Below are 21874 nucleotides of genomic sequence, written 5' to 3'. Positions count from 1 at the left end.
TCGGGAAAGCCCTTTCATCTTATAGCAAAATAGATTATAATGAAAAGAACCAGTTTCGTATCAGAAAACGATAGACCGCCCCGGCTGTTCCGGCGGGAAGGTCAGGAAATATTTATTTTCATTGAAAGGGGTATGGCCTCATGAGTAAAAATAGAGTTCGGCTGAATATCTGCGGATGCGAATGCGTCATCGGGTCGGACGACAGCGAAAGCTACGTCCGTTCCCTCGGCGATGAAGTGGAAAAAGCCATAGAGGATATTACCGGAAAAAACGACCGGGTTTCCATCACGATGGCGGCGATTATCACGGCGCTGCGCTTCTGCGACGAAGCGCAGAAATCTTCCGGCGGAGCCGACAACCTCCGCTCGCAGATCAAGGATTATCTGGAGGATTCCTCCCACGCCCGAATGGAAGCCGAGGAAGCAAAGCGCGAGGTGGAGCGCCTGAAACAGGAAATCCAGACCCTGCGCGGCCGCCTTGCCGAAAACGAAGGGCAGGAAGAGGACAAGCCCCGCGAAGAACCGCGCGTCCAAAAGCCGATTGCCGCCGGTTCGCCTGTTCAAAGGCCGCAGGCCGGAAGCTACTCCCGCGTAGTCCGCGAGGGGGCAACCGCCGAGCAGGACGATTTTATAAACTTCTTTGAAAAGAAAAATGATGAACTGTAATCCGATTGAGGTGCTGGCTCCCGCGGGGTCGCCGGAAAGCCTTCTCGCCGCGGTGCGCGCGGGGGCGGACGCGGTATACCTTGGCGGAAGCGCGTTCAGCGCACGGGCGAGCGCCAAAAATTTTAACGATGACGAGCTGAAAGAAGCGGTTTCCTACTGCCATGTCCGCGGGGTGAAGGTCTACCTTGCGGTCAATACGGTGCTTTTGCAGGACGAGCTGCAAAAAGCGCTCGATTTTATCGCCTATGCCTGTACCTTGCCGGTGGACGCCCTGCTGGTGCAGGACACGGGCCTTCTTTTGCTGCTCCAAACCTGTGCGCCCCAGCTTCGGCTGCACGCTTCCACCCAGATGAGCATCCATACGCCGCTCGGCGCGCGGGCGCTGTACAACGCGGGAATCCGGCGGGTGGTGCTCGCGCGCGAGCTTTCGCTTCCCGAAATCGCCGAAATCCATGCGGCGGTTCCGGTGGAACTGGAAACCTTTGTCCACGGCGCTTTGTGCATGTCGGTAAGCGGGCAATGCTATTTCAGCTCCGTGCTCGGTTCCCGCAGCGGCAACCGCGGCCTTTGCGCCCAGCCCTGCCGCCTTCCGTTTTCCGTCGACGGCGGAACGGGGCATGATCTGAGTTTAAAGGACTTATCCATGATATGCCGGATTAACGAACTCGCTGACGCGGGAATTGTCAGCGCGAAAATTGAGGGACGGATGAAGCGCCCGGAATATGTTGCGGCCGCAGCGCGCGCCTGCCGCCTTGCGGCGGACGGCCAGCCGGTCCCGGAAGACCTGATGAAGAATCTGGGCGCGGTCTTTTCGCGTTCCGGCTTTACCACCGGCTATGTCGACGCACAGCGGGGCCGGGAGATGTTCGGCATCCGTTCCCGGGAGGATGTAACCGGCGCGACCAATGCCGTATTCTCCGAATTGCATAATCTTTATAAAGACGAATCTCAGCGGATTCCCGTTGCTTTTTCGATTACGATCCAAAAAGATGAACCCGTTTCCCTTACCGCTTCGGACAGGGACGGCCATACCGTATCCGTTTCGCTCGCGGAACCGCCCCAGCCGGCGCTTCACCGCGCGATGGACGCGGAACGCTGCACGGAACAGCTGAAAAAGACGGGCGGCACGCCGTTTTACGCCGACCAAATCGACTGCGCAATCGGGGACGGGCTTTCCGTTCCGGTTTCCGCGCTGAACCGGCTTCGCCGCGAAGCGCTGGAAGAGCTGGAGCAGGCGCGCGCCGTGCGCCCGGCAATCCCGTTTCAGATGTGTGAAATCCCGAAACCGGGGACGCATGCGGCGGGCAAACGGAAGCTTCGCGCGCGGTTTGCAAACGCGGACCTTCCGGCACTTGCAAAAGAATGTGAAATAGTATATATTCCCTATCATACGGATTTAAAAAAGATAAAGGAATTGAGGGAAAACGGCTATCCCGTCGCCCTTGAAATCCCGCGCGGCATGTTCGGAATGGAAAGCACTCTGCGCGCCCGGCTGGCGGCCGCAAAAGAAGCCGGAATTACCGACGTCTGGGCCGGGAACCTCGGCGCGGCGGAGCTGGCAAAAGAGCTGGGTTTTGCCGTGCACGGCGGATTTTCCCTCAACATTACGAATACGGCGGCAATGGAATGGTACCGCCGGTACGGTCTTTCGGACGCGGAGCTTTCGTTTGAGCTGACGCTCCAGCAGGCCGTGGCAATCGGCGGGGAGCTGCCCCGGGGGCTTCTGCTTTACGGCAGGCTGCCGCTGATGCTGACGAGGAACTGTCCCGCCGCGAACGCGGGCGGATGCCGGAACTGCAAAACCGCACCGTTTTTAACCGACCGCAGGGGCATCCGTTTTCCCATCCAGTGCGACGGGGCTTGCAGCGAAGTTCTGAATTCCGTGCCGCTCGATATGGCCGACCGGCTTCGGGAGGTTCGCAATCAGGATTTCGGCGTTCTGCGTTTCACGATCGAAACGAAAGAAGAAGCCGAAGCAGTCATCAGCCGGTATCTCACCGGCGCGCCGGGGGAAGGCGAGTATACGCGCGGGCTGTATTACCGGGGGATTGAATAAGTGGACACACAGTGTTGTTTTACCATTTCCCCCGCGCCACAGGCAGTGCTCCTCCAACGGAAGAGCTAAGGTCAAAAAAATTGAAAGTTTTAATCAAACTTTTTCAAGAGTTTGCGAGGTTTGGGGCGGAGCCCCATCGTTCCCTTGCCTTTTAAAAGCGCAGGAAGGGAGTGAAAACAATCCAGTGGATTGTTTTCGCGTGGGGAACCCTCGCCGGGGGTTCCCCGAAAAGGTTGAGCCTGCATCTTGCCTGCTGTTTTCGGACAGGTCGAACCTATTCCTTTTATCCTTCCTATCAAATTACAGGAATGATTTAGTTCGCCCTCAGGCCGGGCGGGCCCCTACTTTCGGAATCGTCCGAAAGTAGGCAAAGGACGAGCAGGGGGCTTTTGAATTCCCGGCGAGAGGGTTCCACAAAAGCCCCCTGCACCCCGAGGTATCCCCAAAGGGCCTTTGGGGTACACGCTTTCTTTGTGGTTTTCATTGACGTTCCTCCGCGGCAGATTAGATAAAAATGGTAGATTATTTTAAACGTGCGTGCAGGCTCAGCGTGCCCCGGCGGGAGGGTTCCATAAAAGCCCCCTGCACCCCGGAGGTATCCCCAAAAGGTCTGTGGGGGACACGCGTGCTATGTGGTTTTCATTGACGTTCCTCCGCGGCAGCTTAGAGAAAAAAGGTAGCTTATTATAAACGTGCGTGCAGGCTCAGCCTGCCCCGGCGGGAGGGTTCCATAAAAGCCCCCTGCACCCCGGAGGTATCCCCAAAAGGTCTTTGGGGGACACGCGTTCTTTGTGGTTTTCATTGACGTTCCTCCGCGGCAGCTTAGAGAAAAAAGGTAGCTTATTATAAACGTGCGTGCAGGCTCAGCCTGCCCTGGCGGGAGGGTTCCATAAAAGCCCCCTGCACCCCGGAGGTATCCCCAAAAGGTCTTTGGGGGACACGCGTTCTATGTGGTTTTCATTGACGTTCCTCCGCGGCAGTTTAGAGGAAAAAAGGTAGGAAGCTGAAGAAAAAAATTTTTACATTGTTTGAAAAAACGCATATATGCGTTTTCTGTTGTTGCTATAATTTTCACAAAAAGAGGGAGTTCTTTCCTGATACATAAACTGGGGTGGCTTATGGAAACATTAAAAATAAAAAAGTTGAATGAAAAAGCCGTTTTGCCGACGCGGGGAAGCGAGGGCGCGGCGGGTTTGGATTTATATGCCTGCATGGACGAGCCCGTCACGATTGAACCGCGCGGGCTTTACAAAATCCCGACGGGGATTGCCATTGAACTGCCGGGCAGGAACACCGTGGGGCTGGTTTTTGGCCGAAGCGGACTGGGCGTAAAACACGGAATTACGCTTCCCAACGCGGTCGGCGTGATCGACAGCGATTACCGCGGCGAGCTTTTGGTGGGAATTACCAATCTGAGCGATAAACCCTATACGATTCAGCCGGGTGAACGCTGCGCGCAGCTGGTCGTAATGCCGGTACTTCTTCCCGTTTTGGAGGAAACCGATGAACTCGGCGAAACGGCGCGGGGCGACGGCGGGTTCGGGTCCACCGGAAAACGGAAGATCAAGAAATGAAGAAGAATGGTATCCGGACGCTTTTGTTGATGATCCTGCTGGTATTGGCCGTGGTTTTGGGGCAAGTGATCGGTACGTCCTGCGCAGGGATGAAAACCCTTTCCTGGCTCGGCGCTTGTGCGAAATTCGGGCTTTCGCCCGTGGATCTGGATTTATCCGTGGTAAAATTCACGTTTGGAATGACTGTCAGCATCAATGTCGCGCAGGCGATACTTCTGCTTGCCGCGATACTGGCTTATATAAAAATTAAAGTGAGGGAATAGGAGGAGTATCATGTTGCTGTTAGCATCTTCATCGCCGCGCCGCAGCGAACTTTTGAAAATGGCCGGCTATGATTTTACCGTTGTACCCGCCGATATCAATGAGGGATATCTCCGGGGAACGCCTCCCATACAGATTGTAGAGCTTCTTGCCGCCCGCAAAGCGGAAGCGGTGGCAAAGCTCCATCCGCAGGATATTGTCCTTGGTGCGGATACCATCGTTGTGTTGAAGGGGCGCGTACTTGGCAAACCGAAGAATGAGGAAGAAGCGAAAGCGATGCTCAAACTGCTCGCGGGCAATGTGCATCAGGTTTACACCGGATACTGCATTATCAACAACCGGAAATATTTACGCGGCCACGAGAGCACTTCCGTTGAGTTTTATCCGCTGAGTGAAAGCGAAATCGATTCCTATGTCGCGCGGGGCGAATCCCTCGACAAGGCCGGGGCCTACGCCATTCAGGGCCGGGGCGCGCTGTTTATTAAGCGGATCGACGGGGACTATTACAATGTAATGGGTCTTCCGATTGGTAAAATTAATCGAATTTTAGCCGGCATGAAAACAGCCGAAGATGGAAAATAGAGAAATATTACCTGTTCACAATTTAACAGTTGAGAAATCAACCTATAAAGGTTATAATAAGAACGATTGAATTTTGCCAGGTCTTGAAAGGGGAAATAAAACTCATGTTTTCAAAAGATATAGGGATCGATTTAGGCACCGCGAACACGCTGGTTTTTATGAAAGGAAAGGGCATCGTGATGCGCGAGCCTTCCGTTGTCGCCGTTGACGTACGCACCGATACCGTGCTCGCCGTCGGTTCACAGGCGAAGGATATGATCGGCCGTACCCCGGGTTCCATTGTCGCGGTTCGTCCGATGAAAGACGGCGTGATCGCCGACTTCGACATTACCGCCACCATGCTCAAGCATTTTATCCGCAAAGCAGTAAAATCGAACGCATTTTCCCGCCCGCACATCATCATCTGCATCCCGTCCGGCGTAACCGAAGTGGAACGCCGCGCGGTGGAGGACGCCGCCCGTCAGGCAGGCGCCAATAACGTGGAACTCATTGAAGAGCCCATGGCTGCGGCAATCGGCGCGGGACTTCCCGTCAGCGAGCCGACCGGAAGCATGGTGGTCGATCTCGGCGGCGGTACCGCGGAAGTTGCCGTTATTTCCCTCGGGGATATTGTTACCTCCGTTTCCGTGCGTGTAGCGGGTGATAAATTCGACGAATCCATTATTTCCTATGTGAAAAAGAAATACAATCTTCTGATCGGTGAACGCACCGCAGAGGAAATCAAGATCAAAATCGGTTCCGCTTTCCCGACCGAAGACAATGAGAATGCAACCATTGAAATCAAGGGCCGCAACCTGGTAGACGGTCTGCCGAAGAACGTAACCATTTCCGCCGAGGAAGTACGCGAAGCTTTGAGCGATCCGCTCGCGCTGATTATTGACGCGGTAAAATCCACGCTGGAAAAAACCCCTCCGGAGCTTTCCGCCGATATCATTGACCACGGCATTATGCTTACCGGCGGCGGCGCGCTGCTCCGCGGACTGGACAAACTGGTGGAACAGGAAACCGGAATGCCCGTCCATATTGCCGAAAGCCCGCTGGATTGTGTTGTGGACGGAACAGGCAAGCTTCTTGAAGTGAGCATGCCGGCTTCCTATTATAAAAACAACAAAAGATAAATTCTCAGAAAATACAGCGGAGGGTTGCCACTCTCCGCTTTTTGCACTTTTTAGGCGGGCGTTTTCCGGATTTTTCCGCTGCCCGCGGTTGGGCCGATCATAAAGGAGGCGCCGCTTTGAAAGATTATTTCCATTCCAACAGCTTTAAAATTTTAATCGCCGTTATCTTTATTATGTTCGGGCTGATGCTTTTTACAGCGAGCAACAACAGCTCCTTCACGGCGAACCTGATCAGCTTTGTGTCGACGCCGATGCAGAAGGTAAGCACCGTTGTAACGAATAACGCGACGGTTGCCGCGCAGTCCACGACCCGTTCCAACGACGACCTGATGGCGGAGAACGCCGCGCTGAAAAAGCAGGTTGCCGAGCTGAATCAGAAATTAATCAAATACTATACGTATCAGCAGGAAAACGCGCAGCTTCGCAAATTTCTGGAACTGAAAAGCGAAAATCAGGACTTTAAGCCGGTTTCCGCCGCGGTAATCGGCCGCGACCCGAACGACCTGTTTTACAATTTCCAGATCGACAAGGGAACCTCCTCCGGGATTTCCGTCAACGACCCGGTCATTACCGAAAACGGCGTTGTCGGCTGGATTTCCAGCGCGAACGCCAGCTACAGCCGCGTGACCACGATTCTTTCCGCGGACACCAAAATCAGCGCCATCGACAAGGTGAACCGTGACTCCGGCGTTGTCGGCAGCGACATCAAGCTTGCGGACAGCGGCCTGTTAAAGCTCGGCTATCTTGCCGCCGGCACAACGGTGAAAGCGGGCGACATCATTGTTACCAGCGGGCTGGGCGGCGTTTATCCGCGCAACCTTGCGATCGGAACGGTTACGGCGCTGAAAAACGATCCATATGACGTATCGCTTTACGCGGAAGTGAAACCCTTTGTCGACGTAAAAAGCGTGCGTGACGTAATGGTCATCACTTCTTTTGAAGGACAGGGGCAGGCGCTTTCCGCCGCTTCCTCCGCCTCCGGAGGAAAGTAAATGCAAAAGATGAAGTACATCCGCTATCTGGCCTATACAATCGAATTGCTGGTACTGTTTATGGTACAGGAAACGCCCGGGCTTGTTCCAAGCCTGTTCGGCGCAAGGCCGGTGCTCTTAATCCCCGCGGCCCTTTCCATCAGCATGTTTGAAAACGAGGTGGCAAGCATGAGCTTCGGCCTGCTCGGCGGCCTGCTGATCGATTTCGGCGGGGGCGCGGTGCTGGGCTACCACGGGCTTCTGCTTTCCGTAACCTGCTACGCGATCGGCCTTTTCGCGGCCAATCTGATTCAGACCAATTTCTTAACTTCGATGATTGCCGCGGTCGTGGTAACAGGGGTTCTGCTTTTTCTGCACTGGGTATTTTTCTACCTGCTCTATAACTACGACTATGCCGCCTATGCTTTAACCGCCCATTACATCCCGCGTTTTTGCTATACCGTTGCAGTCATGCCCATCACCTATTTTTTCAACCGGGCGCTTGCGATGCAGATCCGCGAAAAGGAAGAATGATTTGTACATGGAAAAGGAGGTTTCGCCATGGAGAAATTAAAAGAATATTCGCGTGCCATTGTCTGCGGAGCAATCGTCTTCGTCGTTATGGCCGTTTATACGCTGCGCCTTGTTGACTGGCAGATTTTAAAAGGCGCCTCTTTTCTGGAAACGGCAAATCGGTCCACCTCTTCAACGGTTGTTATGGACGCGGCGCGCGGCGAAATCGTCGATGTGAACGGCGTCGGGCTGGCTGTAAACAAAACGGGCTATGCCATTGTTTTCGATAAGGCGTACATGCCTACCAAGACGCAGAACAAGACCATATACCAATTGATTCATCTTCTTTCCCAGCGCAATGAAAAATGGACGGATATTCTGCCCATCCGGCTTAACGCGCAGGGGAAATATGAATTTATCCCGGGCGAGGATAAAGAAATCGCCACGATGAAATCCAAGGATTTTCTGAATATGAACTCCTACGCCACGGCCGACGAATGCATGGCGGAAATGATAAAACGGTATGAAGTGAACGGGTATTCCCCGGCGGACACGCGCAATATTATTTCCGTCCGCTATAATATGACGAAGTCCGCTTTCGGCATTTCCGCGCCGTATACCTTCGCGCCCGACGTCAGCCGCGATACGGTCGGAATCATCAGCGAGAATTCTTCGCAGCTGCCCGGCGCGACGGCAAAGGTCACGACGGTGCGGCAGTATCCGGACGGAAGCCTTGCGCCGCATATTATCGGAACCATCGGCGCGATTTCACCGGAGGAATACGACAAACTGCACAGCAAGGGCTACGCGCTGAACGACCGGCTTGGAAAAAGCGGTATTGAGCAGGCGTTTGAAAGCATGCTCCGCGGAAAATCCGGTGAAAAGCAGGTGGAAACCACCGGTTCGGGCTCGCTGGCGGCCGAAACCGTGAAAACGGCGCCTGTTTCGGGCAACTCCGTGGTTTTAACCATCGACAGCCGGATTCAGAAGGTGCTGAACGCTTCGCTTGCAAAGAATGTGGAGGCTGCGCGCGCCAACGGCCTGAAGCTTTGCGCCCAGCATTACAAGGGTTCGTCCAGCGCGCACGGCGAAGACTGCGTGGCGGGCGCCGCGGTCGTGCTGCGGGTCAAGGACTTTTCCGTGCTTGCCGCTTCCACCTATCCTTCCTATGACCTGACGGAATACCTGAATGATACGAACTACTATACCTCGCTGATTCAGGATAAAACAAAGCCGCTGATCAACCGCGCCTTCAACGGCGTGTTTACCCCCGGCTCTGTTGTAAAGCCCTATGTCGCGCTGGCGGCTTTGCAGGAGGGCGCGGTTACCACCTCCACCCGGCTGGAAGGAAACAGCGTTTACCGGCGTTTTGCGGACACCGGCCTTCTCCTGGGAAGTATCGGCAATTACGGAATGATCACCATGGATTACGCCATTGAAAAATCCAGCAACTCCTTCTTCTACGAAGTGGGATACCGGCTGGGAATTACGAATATGAACCTTTACGCGAAACATTTCGGGCTCGGCGTAAAAACCGGGATTGAACTGAGCGAAAACGCCGGTATCCTCGCCGGCCGCGAGGAGCGCGCCGCTTCGGGCGGTTCCTGGTGGGACGCCGATACCGTTGAAGCCGCGGTGGGACAGAGCGACAACCAGTTCACCCCGCTCCAGCTTGCGGCCTATACCGCGACCATTGCGAACAACGGCGTTCGGCTCAAAACCCATCTGGTCAGCAAAGTGACCGATTACACCCAAAAAAACGTGATATCGCAGACCCAGCCGCAGGAAGTGGATAATATCGGGGTTTCCCCGTCGTACCTCACCTACGTGCAGCAGGCAATGCGCAGCGTTGCAACCGACGGTACGGCCAGCAGCATGTTTAAAAATTACGGAATCCCGCTGGCCGCGAAAACCGGTACGGCGGTGCAGACCCCCCATTCGGATAACGTTACGTTTATCGCGTATGCGCCGTTTGACAACCCGGAAATTGCCGTCGCGGTTGTTTTGGAGCACGGCGCGACCGGCCTGTACGCGAACTCCGTTGCAAAGGATGTTCTGGACGCTTACTTCTACGGAAAAACCGTGGATGATAAAGGGAATATCGTGATGCCGTCCGCTTCTTCGGCGGCGTCGGGCGCGTCTTCCGGCTCCGCCTCTTCCGCGTCACATTAATAGAAGGAACACGGTTTATTTTGGACAGCGTTCGGGATATTCCGAATGCGGCAGGATGCGAGCGCGTTTGACCTGCCGGACAAAAATTCCCCCCGGCTGTTTGTATATCGCCGGAAAACCGGTGTTTCCATCCAAAAACAGGAATTGTTAAGAATTTATAAACTTTTTAAATTTGGTCAATTATTACAAGAAAAACGCTTTGACTACCTTGAAAATTTGTGGTAGTATGAGAATGAGGTCATGAAATGGGTGCTATTACCGTAATTACGTCCGGAAAAGGCGGTGTGGGAAAGTCCACTTTAACATCCGGCCTGGGTTTTGCCTTGTCGAAAAGGGGCAGGCGCGTCCTGCTGATCGACGGGGACGCGGGCCTTGGCTGCCTTGACCATATGCTCGGTGTTGAAGAGCAGAAAGTTTTCGATATTGCGGATGTGGTTTCCGGCCGCGTGGAACCACTGAAGGCGGTTTACTCCTGTCCTTTTTCCGAAGGACTGTTTTTGATGCCCGCTCCCGCAACGGAAGACGATTTAATCAGTCCCGACATTATGAAACAGCTTCTTTCCGTGCTTGGCAGATATTACGACCATGTGCTGATCGACTGCCCAGCGGGTGTCGGCGGAGGATTCCAGAGCGCGATCGCCGCGGCGAAGCGTGCGCTGGTTGTTTCCACCCCCGACCCGGTTTGCCTGAACGGCGCGAAGAAGGCGCGTACGCTTCTGGAGGAGTACGGGGTACGGCAGCAGCGGCTGATTATCAACCGGTTCAGCAGCCGGAACTTCCGTACGCAGAATGTTTATCCGGATCTGGATTCTGTTATTGACGCTGCCGGAATTCGGCTGATTGCCGTTGTTCCGGAGGATGCGCTTCTGGCGGCGGCTGCCGCAAACAGTGTACCGGCCTCGCCGAAGTCGTTCGGCGCAATGGCTTTGGGCCGGCTTGCCGCAAGGCTGGAGGGCGAACACGTGCCCCTTGCCTCGCTGCAAAAATTTTAACGCATATTCCTTATATAGGAGGAAGTATAGTATGAATATCGCATTAATTGCTCATGATGCCAAAAAGGAATTGATGGTTCAGTTCTGTATCGCATACTGCGGCGTTTTAAGCCGGCATTACCTGTGTGCTACGGGTACAACGGGCAAGATGGTATCGGAAGCGACTGGGCTGGAAATCCAGCGCTTTCTGGGCGGTTCCCAGGGCGGTGACCAGCAGATTGCCGCGCGGATCGCCTGCAACGAGGTTGACCTGCTTCTGTTTTTCCGCGACCCGCTGAACCCCAAACCGCACGAGCCGAACGATATGAATCTTCTGCGGCTCTGCGACATGCACAATATTCCGGTTGCCACGAACATCGCGACCGCCGAGGTGCTGATTCACGGTTTGGAGCGCGGTGATTTGGATTGGCGCAATATTTTGAACCCGAAAGCATAAAAAGAAAGGCAATGAACGGAAAGAGTACCTGAAAGACCGGCAAAGGGAGGGCGCGTCGTGACTGTAAGCGCGCCTGCATCGGCGCTTTCGGCGAAGACATCCGCGAGCCGGCGTTCCCCGCGTTACCGGGGATTTTTTGAGGAGGGCTTCGGCCCTTGAAAAAGGGTGGCACCGCGAGGATTTCCCTCGTCCCTTTGTGGGACGGGGGTTTTTGTGTTTTTTTACACCCTATTATTGGAAATCCACCCCTTTCTTCCCAAACGGGAAGGGCTCGGGGTTGAATAGAAAAGAACTTTATTAGAAAAACAAAAGCCAAGAATTTATTTTTCAAGGAGAAACGCTATGGAACTGATTAAAGCACAAAAGGGAACACAGGATTTGCTGCCGGTTCAGACGGAGAAATGGCAGGTTGTCGAAGACGTGATGCGCAGCGAGGCGAAAATCCACGGCTTCGGCGAAATCCGCACGCCGGTTTTCGAGGATACCCGCCTGTTTCAGCGTTCGGTGGGCGAAACGACCGACGTGGTTCAAAAGGAAATGTACACTTTTAACGACAAGGGCGATCGCTCCATTACCCTTCGCCCGGAAGGCACGGCCGGGGCGGTGCGCGCCGTTCTGGAACATGGCCTTTACAACGAGGGCCTGCCGCAGAAGCTGTATTATTTCACTTCCTGCTATCGCTATGAAAACACACAGGCGGGACGCCAGCGCGAGTTTCACCAGTTCGGGCTGGAAATGCTGGGCGCTCCTTCGCCAATGGCCGACGCGGAGCTGATCGGCATTGCGAAAAGTATTTTCGACCGCCTCGGCGTTCGCAATTTAAAGTTGGAGATCAATTCCATCGGCTGTCCCACCTGCCGCGCCAAATACCACGAGGCGCTCAGGGCTTATTTCAGCGGGTATAAGGATCAGCTCTGCGATACCTGCCTTGGCAGGCTCGAGCGCAACCCCATGCGGATTCTGGACTGCAAAAGCCCGGTCTGCTCGAAGATCACCGAGGGCGCGCCCCGTATGCTCGACTATCTCTGCGACGACTGCAAGGCGCATTTTGAAAGCGTGAAAGGCTATCTGGACGCGGTAAAGATCGAATACAACGTGAATCCGTCCATCGTGCGCGGACTGGATTACTACACCAATACGGTGTTCGAGTTCGTTTCCAACGACCTCGGCGCGCAGAGCACGGTCTGCGGCGGCGGGCGCTACGACGGACTGGTGGAAGAAATGGGCGGCCAGCACATGCCCGCGCTGGGCTTCGGCCTTGGCATGGAGCGCCTGCTGATGATTATGGACAAGCAGGAAATCGAATTTCCCGAACCCGAAACCTGCGATATCTTTATCGCGGCGCTGGGCGACGCGGCAAAGACGGAAGCATTTAAGCTTTCGCACAGCCTTCAGGAGTATTCCATTATTGCGTCCTGCGATATAAATGACCGCGCGTTGAAAGCACAGATGAAATACGCCGACAAAATCGGCGCAAAATACATGCTGGTGCTGGGCGACAACGAACTGGAAACCAAAAAAGCGATTGTTAAAAACATGAAGACCGGCGAAAAATCGAAAGTTGACCTGAGCAAGGATTTCGTGGAACAGTTTGTCATCCTGCAAACAAAGGACGAGGACGACATCGCTTTTTAGGGCACACAGTGCCCTTTTAGGCCGTTTCCCCCGCGTTGCGGTGCAACGCTCCTCCAACGGAATGCGAAGGCTTTCGTCAATGAAAACCACATGTGGGGCAGGCTGAGCCTGCACGCACGTTTTATAATAAGGTACCTTTTTCTCAAAGCTGCCGCGGAGGAACGTCAATGAAAACCACATAGAATGGCGTGTACCCGAAAGGCCCTTTGGGGATACCTCGGGGTGCAGGGGGCTTTTATGGACCCCTCTCGCCGGGATTTAAAAGCCCCCTGCTCGTCCTTTGCCTACTTTCGGACGGACGCACAGCGTCTTACATGCCTACGGCATTCACGACTTTGGCTTTTCTAAAAGATAAAAAACCTGCTCTTCGCCCAGATACACACCAATCTTAATTGCGTGCGAATTTGCGTGCAGGCTCAGACTGCCCTGCCCGGCCTGAGGGCAGACTAAATTATTACTGTAATTCAATATTAAGAACCAAAGGATAGGTTCGGCTTGTCAAAAACATCATTATATTTAACTTTGGAGGCTAATTTATGGCAGAATTCATGACGGGAATTAAACGGACAAACTACTGCGGCGAACTGCGCGCAAGCGATATCGGCAAGACCGTGACGGTGTGCGGCTGGGTACAGCGCCAGCGCGACTTGGGTCAGCTGATTTTTATCGACCTGCGCGACCGTACCGGCATTTTACAGCTTGCATTCAACGACGCGACCGACCGCGCTGTTTTTGATAAGGCGTTTTCCGCACGCTCCGAGTATGTTCTGGCAGCAACCGGCGTCGTGCGCGAGCGTTCCTCGAAAAACGCGGAGATTCCGACCGGCGATATCGAAATAGAAGTAGCCGACCTGCGCGTTCTGGCGAAAAGCGAGACGCCGCCGTTTGAAATCGTGGCAGATTCAAACGTAAAAGAGGATCTGCGCCTGAAATACCGCTATCTCGACCTGCGCCGCCCCGATGTGCAGGATAAGATCATCGGCAGGCATAAAATCGTCAAGGTTGCGCGCGATTATTTTGACGACAACCGGTTTGTTGAAATCGAAACCCCGGTTTTGATTAAATCCACCCCGGAGGGCGCGCGCGACTACCTCGTTCCTTCCCGTATGTTCCCCGGAAACTTTTTTGCCCTTCCGCAATCTCCTCAGCTTTACAAACAGCTTCTGATGCTTTCCGGCTTCGACCGTTACATGCAGGTTGCGCGGTGTTTCCGCGACGAAGACCTGCGTGCCGACCGCCAGCCGGAGTTTACGCAGATCGACTTCGAAATGTCGTTTGTCAACGCGGACGACGTGATGGAAATCGCCGAAGGCTTCATGAAACTTGTCTATAAAAAAGTACTCGATATCGACTTAGTGACGCCGTTCCGCCGCATGACCTGGCACGAGGCCATGCATCGTTTCGGTTCGGATAAACCGGACCTTCGCTTCGGCCTGGAACTCATTGACCTCACCGACGACCTGAAAAATACGGAATTCCGCGTGTTCAAAGGCGCGATCGACGGCGGCGGCAGTGTGCGCGGCATCAATCTGAAAGGCCTTGCGGACAAGCTAAGCCGGAAGGAAATCGACAAGCTGACCGAATGGATCAAGTCCTACGGCGCGAAGGGTCTTGCCTGGACAAGGCTGACGGCGAACGGGGAAACCTCCTCCTACGAAAAGTTCCTCGCGCCCGAAGAGGCCGCGGCGGTGCGCAAAACGCTTGGGGCGGAAACCGGCGACGTTCTGCTGATCGTTGCCAGCGACGAAAACAAGGTTGTGTTTGATTCCCTGGGCGCGCTGCGCTGTGAACTTGCCGCGCGCTTCGGCCTGATCGACAAGAGCAAGCCCTGCCTCCTGTGGGTTACCGACTTCCCGCTGTTCGAGTTCAGCAAGGAGGAAAACCGCTTCATGGCTATGCACCATCCGTTTACCTGCCCGTGCGTCGAAGATATCGACAAGCTGGAAAGCGACCCCGGAAGTGTGAACGCGATTGCATACGATATGGTGCTCAACGGCAACGAGGTCGGCGGCGGTTCCATCCGTATCAACGACCCCGAATTGCAGCAGCGCATGTTCAAGGCGCTGGGCTTAACGCCGGAAGAAGCGCAGAAACGCTTCGGCTTCCTGATCGACGCGTTCCGCTTCGGCGCGCCGCCGCACGGCGGCATGGCGTTCGGCCTTGACCGTCTGGTCATGCTGATGCTTGACTGCGACAGCATCCGCGACGTGATTGCGTTCCCGAAGGTTGCTTCCTCTTCAGAACTGATGTCGGGCGCGCCGACCGATGTCGACGAGGCGCAGCTTGCGGAGCTGGGCATTGCGATTCTTCCCAAAGAATAACGGCCAATCGATCATATTAAATGAGAGACGGACGGGCATTTCGCGCGGGCCGCAGAATCAGCGGATGCGCGGCTTGCCGTCCTTTTGAAAAGGAGGGATACCGCATGGGAAAGGTGAATTATCAGAAAGATCTGGAGAACCTCATCGACGGGCTGGACGGCAGAGCGCCGACGCTTTTGCTGCATGCCTGCTGTGCGCCGTGCAGCAGCTATGTGCTGGAATATCTTTCTGAATATTTTCAGATTACCCTGTTTTACTATAATCCGAATATCTCTCCATTGGATGAGTACCAAAAGCGCGTCGAGGAAGTTAAACGGCTCCTTTCCGAACTGCCGGTGAAATACCCGGTGCGGTTTCAGGAAGGGACGTATGATGCCGGGCGCTTTTTTGCCCTTGCAAAGGGGCATGAGCAGGAACCGGAGGGCGGCGAGCGCTGCTTTTCCTGCTATGCCCTGCGCCTTGAGGAGGCCGCGCAGGCGGCAAAAGCGGGCGGTTTCGATTATTTTACGACCACGCTTTCCATCAGCCCGTACAAAAACGCCGAAAAGCTGAATGAAATCGGTTTGGCGCTCGAAAAGAAATACGGCGTGCGGTATCTGACCTCCGATTTTAAGAAACGCAACGGGTATAAGCGTTCCATTGAACTGTCGGCGCAGTACCATTTGTACCGTCAGGATTACTGCGGCTGCGTATTTTCCAAAGCGGAGCGCGACCGCCGTTTAAAAGTGCAAAACTTTTCCACAGAGGGAGGGGAAACGGTGGAAAACCGTCCGACGTAAAAATGAAAACGGAATCACGGCCCGCAGGGGTCTGATTTTTTGCATTCAAAGGAAATTAGAGGGGCCCCTACGGAACTTTGCGGCAGACCGGTTTCTTCGTTTCGGAAAGGTTTCTTTGCTTTTACGCGGGAATGATTTATTATCCGCGTTATGAACCGTTTCCCGCTATGGATTGTCCTTTCTTTTCCCAATGTTTTCAACAGCTGTTGAAAACCATGTTGAAAACTTGGAAAACTTTCCCGAAAAGGCCGGGAAATTTCTAAAAACAATATAATTTAGAAAATGATACTGCCTTTTCTGTTTCCCGCGGCACTTTTGCACTCCTTCCGGCTGTGCCCCGGGGTGAAGGCGGCCGCCGAAATTTCTGTTTACTTTGCCCCATGGCGGTGCTATGATAGGCTTGATTTCATGATCTGCTCATTCTCAGGAGCCGCGCCAGCGCAGCCGAAATGGGATAGGCTGGGGTATTGGAGGAGACATATGAAAAAGGACAAGGATAAAAAGAAAAAGCGGGAAAAAAAGGCGCAGCCGATCGCGGTGCCGGTAGAAAAGACGCCGCCCCCCGCGGAAACGGAAACCTCGCTGAAACCGCTGGAATACGCTCTGTCCGTTGTGGGAGGAAAGTGGAAAATCCGCATTCTGTGGACTCTGCGCGGCGGGGAAAGCCTGCGCTACGGCGAAATCAAGCAGCAGATTTTTTCGATTACAGACATGATGCTCAGCCAGAGCCTTCGTGAACTGGCGGCTTCCGGCATGATCGTCCGCCGGCAGTTCCAGCAGATTCCGCCGAAGGTGGAATACTGCATTACACAGAACGGGCTGGACCTGATTCCGACGCTGGAATCGCTTTACGAGTGGGCCCTGAAACAAATGAAAGGAGAATAGAAGGATGGAAAGAGTTACGATTGTACCCCCCTATGTTGCCGATGAAGGCCGTTACGAGGATATGGAGTACCGCCGGTGCGGCAAAAGCGGGCTGAAGCTCAGCGCCGTTTCCCTCGGTTACTGGCATAATTTCGGAACCTACGACCAGTACGAAACCGCCCGCGCGGTTACGCGCCGCGCCTTTGACCTCGGCATCACCGTGTTCGACCTTGCCAACAACTACGGGCCGCCGGCCGGCAGCGCGGAGGAGACCTTCGGCCGCCTGATGCGGGAGGATATGCATCCTTACCGCGACGAAATGGTGATCACCACCAAGGCGGGCTACACCATGTGGCCCGGCCCTTACGGGGATTTCGGTTCGCGGAAATCTCTGCTTGCAAGCCTTGACCAGAGCCTGAAGCGCATGGGGCTTGACTATGTGGATATTTTCTACCATCACCGCATGGACCCCGAAACGCCGCTGGAAGAAACCATGGGCGCGCTTGCGCAGGCCGTAAAAAGCGGCAAGGCGCTCTACGTAGGCATATCGAATTACAGCCCCGAAAAAGCGGCCGAAGCTTCCGCTCTTTTAAAAGACATGGGTGTGCACTGCCTGATCTGCCAGTCGCGCTACAGCCTCTTGGATACCCATATTGAAAAGGCGGGTTTATTCGACACGCTCCAAAAATGCGGCATGGGCGCAACCGCGTTCAGCCCGCTTGCGCAGGGGCTTTTAACCGGCAAATACAATAACGGCATTCCGGAAGACTCGCGCGCCGCGGGGGAATCCGTATTTCTGAAAAAGGAAAACGTTACGCCGGAGATTATCGAAAAGGTGGTTGCCCTTGGCAAAATGGCGGCGCGCCGCGGCCAGACCACCGCGCAGTTTGCCCTTGCCTGGGTGCTTCACCAGCCGGTGATGACCAGCGTGCTGATCGGCGCAAGCCGCGTTTCCCAGCTGGAGGAAAACGTGGGCGCATTGAAGAATCTTTCCTTCACGAAAGACGAGCTCAAAGAAATCGATCAGATTCTGAAAAAATAGACTTAAAATCCTTTTGCATCCCGCAAAAAAGGGCCCGGACCGCCCCGGAAGGCGTTCGTCCGGGCCCTTTCGAGGGGCATTTTCCTTTGGTTAACAGAAGATTGTTAAATAATAGATATGGGGCTCATTATTCCAACAGTAAAATTTGATGCCTATATATTGTGGTTTTTTACCCTTGACAAGTATAAATAAATCCTGTAAAATGCATAGTGCTCGGGAAATGAAACAGTGAAATTATGGAAGTTGAAAGGGTGCATGAAATTGGCAATTGAAATAAAAAAGCGCAATGGCGTGGTTGTTCCGTTTGACAAACAGAAAATTCGCAATGCGATTTATAAAGCAAATCAGGCGGTTGAAGAAGAATCTATGAGCGACGACCTGCTGAACAAGCTCACCGACAGGGTTTCCTCCGTTTTTCCGGACGGCAAAATTCCCACCGTGGAACAGGTTCAGGATGCCGTCGAGGAAAAGCTGATTGCCGTTGATTACGCGAAAACCGCAAAGGCCTATATCCTTTACCGCGCGGAGCATGGGAAAATCCGCCAGGCGCAGAGCGACCTGATGGATATTTACAAGGAACTGACCTTCCGCGACGCGAAGGACGTGGATATTAAGCGCGAAAACGCGAATATCGACGCCGATACCGCCATGGGCACCATGCTGAAATACGGCTCGGAGGGTTCCAAATATTTTATCAATAACTACGTCCTGCCGAAGGATATTGCGGCGGCCCATATCGGCGGCGATATCCACATTCACGACGAAGATTTCTATATGCTGACCGAAACCTGCTGCCAGATCGACCTGATCAAGCTGTTCAAAAACGGCTTCTGCACCGGCCACGGCGCGCTGCGCGAGCCGAACGATATCCGTTCCTACGCCGCGCTTGCCTGTATAGCGATTCAGGCGAACCAAAACGAAATGCACGGCGGCCAGTCCATTCCGAATTTCGATTATTCCATGGCGCCGGGCGTTGCGAAGACGTTTCAAAAGGCTTATTTCAAGGCGCTGTCCCAATATTTCCAGATTGCGAACGGCATGAAGAATACCGACGCCGACGCGCTGTGCGCGGCAGTCCGGAGCGATGTGAAAGAGGAGATCACGCTTTCGGGTGCCGACCGGTACGGCGAAGCGCTGAAAGCCTATCTGCCGGAGCACCAGCGGGCGAACGGCTTCGAGGAAATCAGCGGCGAGCAGGCGCTCAAAGCGCATCAGTACGCGGTGACAACCGGTATCAGCAATACCGACCGGGCGACCTATCAGGCGATGGAAGCCCTGATCCACAACCTGAACACCATGAATTCCCGCGCGGGCGCGCAGGTGCCGTTTTCCTCCGTAAACTACGGAACAGATACCTCCCCGGAAGCGCGCATGGTGATACGCAACCTGCTGAACGCCACTTCCGCGGGCCTGGGAGACGGCGAAACCCCGATTTTCCCCGTTCAGATTTTCAAGGTAAAGGAAGGCGTCAACTATAACGAGGGCGACCCGAATTACGACCTCTTCAAGCTTGCCTGCAAGGTCAGCGCGAAGCGCCTGTTCCCGAATTTCAGCTTTATCGACGCGCCGTTCAACCTTCCGTATTACAAAAAGGGCGACTATAATTCGGAAGTTGCCTATATGGGCTGCCGCACCCGCGTAATGGGCAACAATTTCGACAAGTCGAAGGAAGTTACCTGCGGACGCGGAAATCTGAGCTTTACTTCCGTGAACCTGCCGCGTATCGGCATTGAAGCGAAGGGCGATGTCAAGAAATTCTATGAGCTTCTGGATAAGAGGATGGATATGGTTGTCCGCCAGCTTCTGCACCGTTTTGAAATCCAGTGTGCGAAGAAAGTATATAATTATCCGTTCCTGATGGGACAGGGCGTTTGGATTGATTCCGAAAAGCTCGGCCCGAACGACAGCGTAAGAGAGGTTCTGAAGCACGGTACCCTCAGCATGGGCTTTATCGGCCTTGCCGAAACCTTAAAAGCCTTAACCGGCAAGCACCACGGCGAAAGTGCGGAAAGCCAGAAGCTGGGGCTGGAAATCGTCGGCTATATGCGCAAACGCATGGACGAAGAATCCGCGAAAACCGGGCTGAATTTTACCCTGCTTGCAACGCCGGCGGAGGGCCTTTCCGGCCGCTTTGTCCGCATTGACCAGAAAAAATACGGAAAAATTCCGGGCGTTACCGACCGCGAATATTACACGAATTCCTTCCATGTTCCGGTTTATTATCCGATTAAGGCATTCCGGAAAATCAAGCTGGAAGCGCCGTACCATGCGCTTACCAACGCGGGGCACATCAGCTATGTCGAGCTGGACGGCGACACCTGCAAGAATATCGAAGCCTTTGAAGCGGTTATCCGCTGCATGAAGGAAAGCGGCATCGGCTACGGTTCGGTGAACCACCCGGTCGACCGCGACCCGATCTGCGGCTTCAACGGCATTATCGACAACGAATGCCCGAAGTGCCACCGCACCGAAAACGACGGCGGCCCGAAATTCGAGCGTATCCGCAGAATTACCGGCTATCTTGTCGGCACAACCGACCGTTTCAACAACGCAAAGCGCGCCGAAGAGAGGGACAGAGTGAAGCATGGCCTCTAAACTGAAAATCAGCGGCGTGGAACCCGAGTCCATCGTAGACGGCAGAGGCTTCCGCTACGTCGTTTTTACGCAGGGCTGCCCCCATCACTGCCCGGGCTGCCACAACCCGCAGACGCACGATTTTAAGGCTGGGAAATGGGCGGATATCGAAGATTTGTTTACGGAAATCTGCGAAAATCCGCTCCTGAAGGGCGTAACCTTCAGCGGCGGCGAACCGTTCTGCCAGCCGCGCCCGCTTTCGGAGCTTGCGAAGCTGGTACACGAAAAGAAGCTGGATGTAACTGTCTTTACGGGGTACACCTATGCGGAACTGGTGAACCGCCATGACCCCGACGTAGACGCGCTCCTTTCCCAGACCGACGTTCTGATCGACGGCCCGTTCCTTTTAGCGGAAAAGGATCTGACGCTTACCTTTAAGGGAAGCCGCAACCAGCGCATTATCGATCTAAACCGTACCCGAGAAACCGGGCGGATCGTGCTGGACGAAGAATGAAAATCGATACGCTTGGCCGGCTAATATCATTCAGCGGTACCGTTTAAAAGCTTCCACACAAAATATTTGGAAATAAAAAATTATAAATAAGGAAAGCGGGCGTTTTGCCCGCTTTTTTTCGTTGTAATGCTCCGCTTTCCATTTCCGGCGTATGGGAATAATAGGAACAACTTTGTTTCCCGTATGAACAGCGGGCAATTCATCGGCTCCCAAGACAATCTTCTCCTTCCTGATCGTATCTATGTGAAAAAGGAATAAAAGGGATTTGCTGAAAAGCGTTCATAACCCGCCTTTTTCGGGAGACAATATTTTTGAAATTCAATTGATCAGGAAAGGATTGTATTATGAAAAAATGGGTTTGTTCCACAACGGAAAGAGTACCGCAGCATACCTGCGAGGAAATAAATAAAAAAATCCGGAACTGTACGGTGTGCCGCATTCATTTTTATCTGGACGCCGACGAGGACGACCTGACCGACCGGATTCAGGAACTGGATGAAGAATGGGACACGGAACGGGTTCTGGAAACCAACGCGGCCATGCTGATTACCACCACATCGCTAGTCGGTTATTTAAAGACCAAATGTCCCTGCTTCCTGTTTACCGGCGCGGTGGGGTACTGCCTTTTGCAGCATGCCGTTCAGGGCTGGTGCCCTTCCATTCCGGTTATCCGCCGGTCGGGCATCCGCACGGCGAAGGAAATCCAGAATGAAAAAACAGTCATGAAGCTGCTGCGGGGCGATTTCATGGAGGGAATCGGCGACCCGGACGAAATGCTGTGCATGGCGGAAAAGTAAATAGGGAA

19 protein-coding genes are annotated in these 21874 nt (G+C 54.1%); all 19 read left to right on the top strand.

The features are described 5' to 3' along the window. The first annotated feature begins 140 nt into the window (after positions 1-140). The 19 genes from OUY18_RS05540 to OUY18_RS05450 all read left to right on the top strand — a co-directional run bounded on the left by OUY18_RS05540 (position 141) and on the right by OUY18_RS05450 (position 21866). Positions 141-665 carry a cell division protein ZapA gene (locus tag OUY18_RS05540; protein ID WP_268057738.1) on the top strand — a complete coding sequence of 175 codons (525 nt, stop codon included), beginning with the start codon at positions 141-143 and terminating at the stop codon, positions 663-665. Continuing rightward, entirely contained in the window at positions 652-2721 is a 2070-nt protein-coding gene (locus tag OUY18_RS05535) for a U32 family peptidase (RefSeq protein ID WP_268057737.1), read from the top strand. Before OUY18_RS05540 ends, OUY18_RS05535 begins: the two co-directional genes overlap by 14 nt. A 1118-nt stretch (positions 2722-3839) precedes the next feature. Then, positions 3840-4295 carry a dUTP diphosphatase gene (gene dut, locus OUY18_RS05530; RefSeq protein WP_268057736.1) on the top strand — a complete coding sequence of 152 codons (456 nt, stop codon included), beginning with the start codon at positions 3840-3842 and terminating at the stop codon, positions 4293-4295. Then, positions 4292-4558 carry a DUF4321 domain-containing protein gene (locus tag OUY18_RS05525; RefSeq protein ID WP_268057735.1) on the top strand — a complete coding sequence of 89 codons (267 nt, stop codon included), beginning with the start codon at positions 4292-4294 and terminating at the stop codon, positions 4556-4558. The genes dut and OUY18_RS05525 overlap by 4 nt, the downstream gene beginning before the upstream one ends. Positions 4559-4568: 10 nt before the next feature. Next, positions 4569-5138, top strand: a complete 570-nt coding sequence (locus OUY18_RS05520) for a Maf family protein (RefSeq protein WP_268057734.1) — start codon at positions 4569-4571, stop codon at positions 5136-5138. Between the two features lie 104 nt (positions 5139-5242). Further along, positions 5243-6256: a rod shape-determining protein gene (locus tag OUY18_RS05515; RefSeq protein ID WP_268057733.1), complete on the top strand. Its 1014-nt coding sequence runs from the start codon at positions 5243-5245 to the stop codon at positions 6254-6256. 116 nt (positions 6257-6372) lie between these two features. Further along, positions 6373-7248, top strand: coding sequence for a rod shape-determining protein MreC (gene mreC, locus OUY18_RS05510; RefSeq protein ID WP_268057732.1), 876 nt, complete (start codon positions 6373-6375; stop codon positions 7246-7248). Continuing rightward, entirely contained in the window at positions 7249-7761 is a 513-nt protein-coding gene (gene mreD, locus OUY18_RS05505; protein ID WP_268057731.1) for a rod shape-determining protein MreD, read from the top strand. Positions 7762-7788: 27 nt separating this feature from the next. Continuing rightward, positions 7789-9912, top strand: a complete 2124-nt coding sequence (locus tag OUY18_RS05500; RefSeq protein WP_268057730.1) for a penicillin-binding transpeptidase domain-containing protein — start codon at positions 7789-7791, stop codon at positions 9910-9912. A gap of 245 nt (positions 9913-10157) precedes the next feature. Next, entirely contained in the window at positions 10158-10904 is a 747-nt protein-coding gene (locus OUY18_RS05495; protein ID WP_268057729.1) for a P-loop NTPase, read from the top strand. A gap of 31 nt (positions 10905-10935) precedes the next feature. Further along, a complete protein-coding gene (locus OUY18_RS05490; RefSeq protein ID WP_135658565.1) occupies positions 10936-11340 on the top strand; it encodes a methylglyoxal synthase in 405 nt (134 codons plus the stop codon). Between the two features lie 342 nt (positions 11341-11682). Beyond that, the gene (hisS, locus tag OUY18_RS05485; RefSeq protein WP_268057728.1) at positions 11683-12975 is read left to right on the top strand and encodes a histidine--tRNA ligase; all 1293 of its coding nucleotides are present in this window, start codon (positions 11683-11685) and stop codon (positions 12973-12975) included. A 536-nt stretch (positions 12976-13511) separates the two neighbouring features. Beyond that, positions 13512-15296, top strand: a complete 1785-nt coding sequence (gene aspS, locus OUY18_RS05480) for an aspartate--tRNA ligase (protein WP_268057727.1) — start codon at positions 13512-13514, stop codon at positions 15294-15296. Between the two features lie 104 nt (positions 15297-15400). Continuing rightward, positions 15401-16075 (top strand): epoxyqueuosine reductase QueH, encoded by a 675-nt coding sequence (locus OUY18_RS05475; protein WP_268057726.1) that lies wholly within the window; start codon positions 15401-15403, stop codon positions 16073-16075. 480 nt (positions 16076-16555) lie between these two features. Continuing rightward, complete coding sequence (locus OUY18_RS05470) at positions 16556-16960, top strand: winged helix-turn-helix transcriptional regulator (protein ID WP_268057725.1); 405 nt, start codon at positions 16556-16558, stop codon at positions 16958-16960. A 4-nt stretch (positions 16961-16964) separates the two neighbouring features. Beyond that, entirely contained in the window at positions 16965-17981 is a 1017-nt protein-coding gene (mgrA, locus tag OUY18_RS05465; RefSeq protein WP_268057724.1) for an L-glyceraldehyde 3-phosphate reductase, read from the top strand. 261 nt (positions 17982-18242) lie between these two features. Next, positions 18243-20576 carry an anaerobic ribonucleoside triphosphate reductase gene (locus OUY18_RS05460; RefSeq protein WP_419196117.1) on the top strand — a complete coding sequence of 778 codons (2334 nt, stop codon included), beginning with the start codon at positions 18243-18245 and terminating at the stop codon, positions 20574-20576. After that, on the top strand, positions 20566-21069 hold the full coding sequence (gene nrdG / locus OUY18_RS05455; protein WP_268057723.1) for an anaerobic ribonucleoside-triphosphate reductase activating protein: 504 nt from the start codon (positions 20566-20568) through the stop codon (positions 21067-21069). Before OUY18_RS05460 ends, nrdG begins: the two co-directional genes overlap by 11 nt. Before the next feature lie 344 nt (positions 21070-21413). Further along, a complete protein-coding gene (locus OUY18_RS05450) occupies positions 21414-21866 on the top strand; it encodes a YgaP family membrane protein (RefSeq protein ID WP_268057722.1) in 453 nt (150 codons plus the stop codon). Positions 21867-21874: the final 8 nt, after the last annotated feature.

This window comes from Caproiciproducens galactitolivorans (genome assembly GCF_026672255.1).
Taxonomy (GTDB): domain Bacteria; phylum Bacillota; class Clostridia; order Oscillospirales; family Acutalibacteraceae; genus Caproiciproducens; species Caproiciproducens galactitolivorans_A.
The sequence above is the reverse complement of the archived record's forward strand: the minus strand, read 5'-3'. Positions and strand labels throughout refer to the sequence as shown.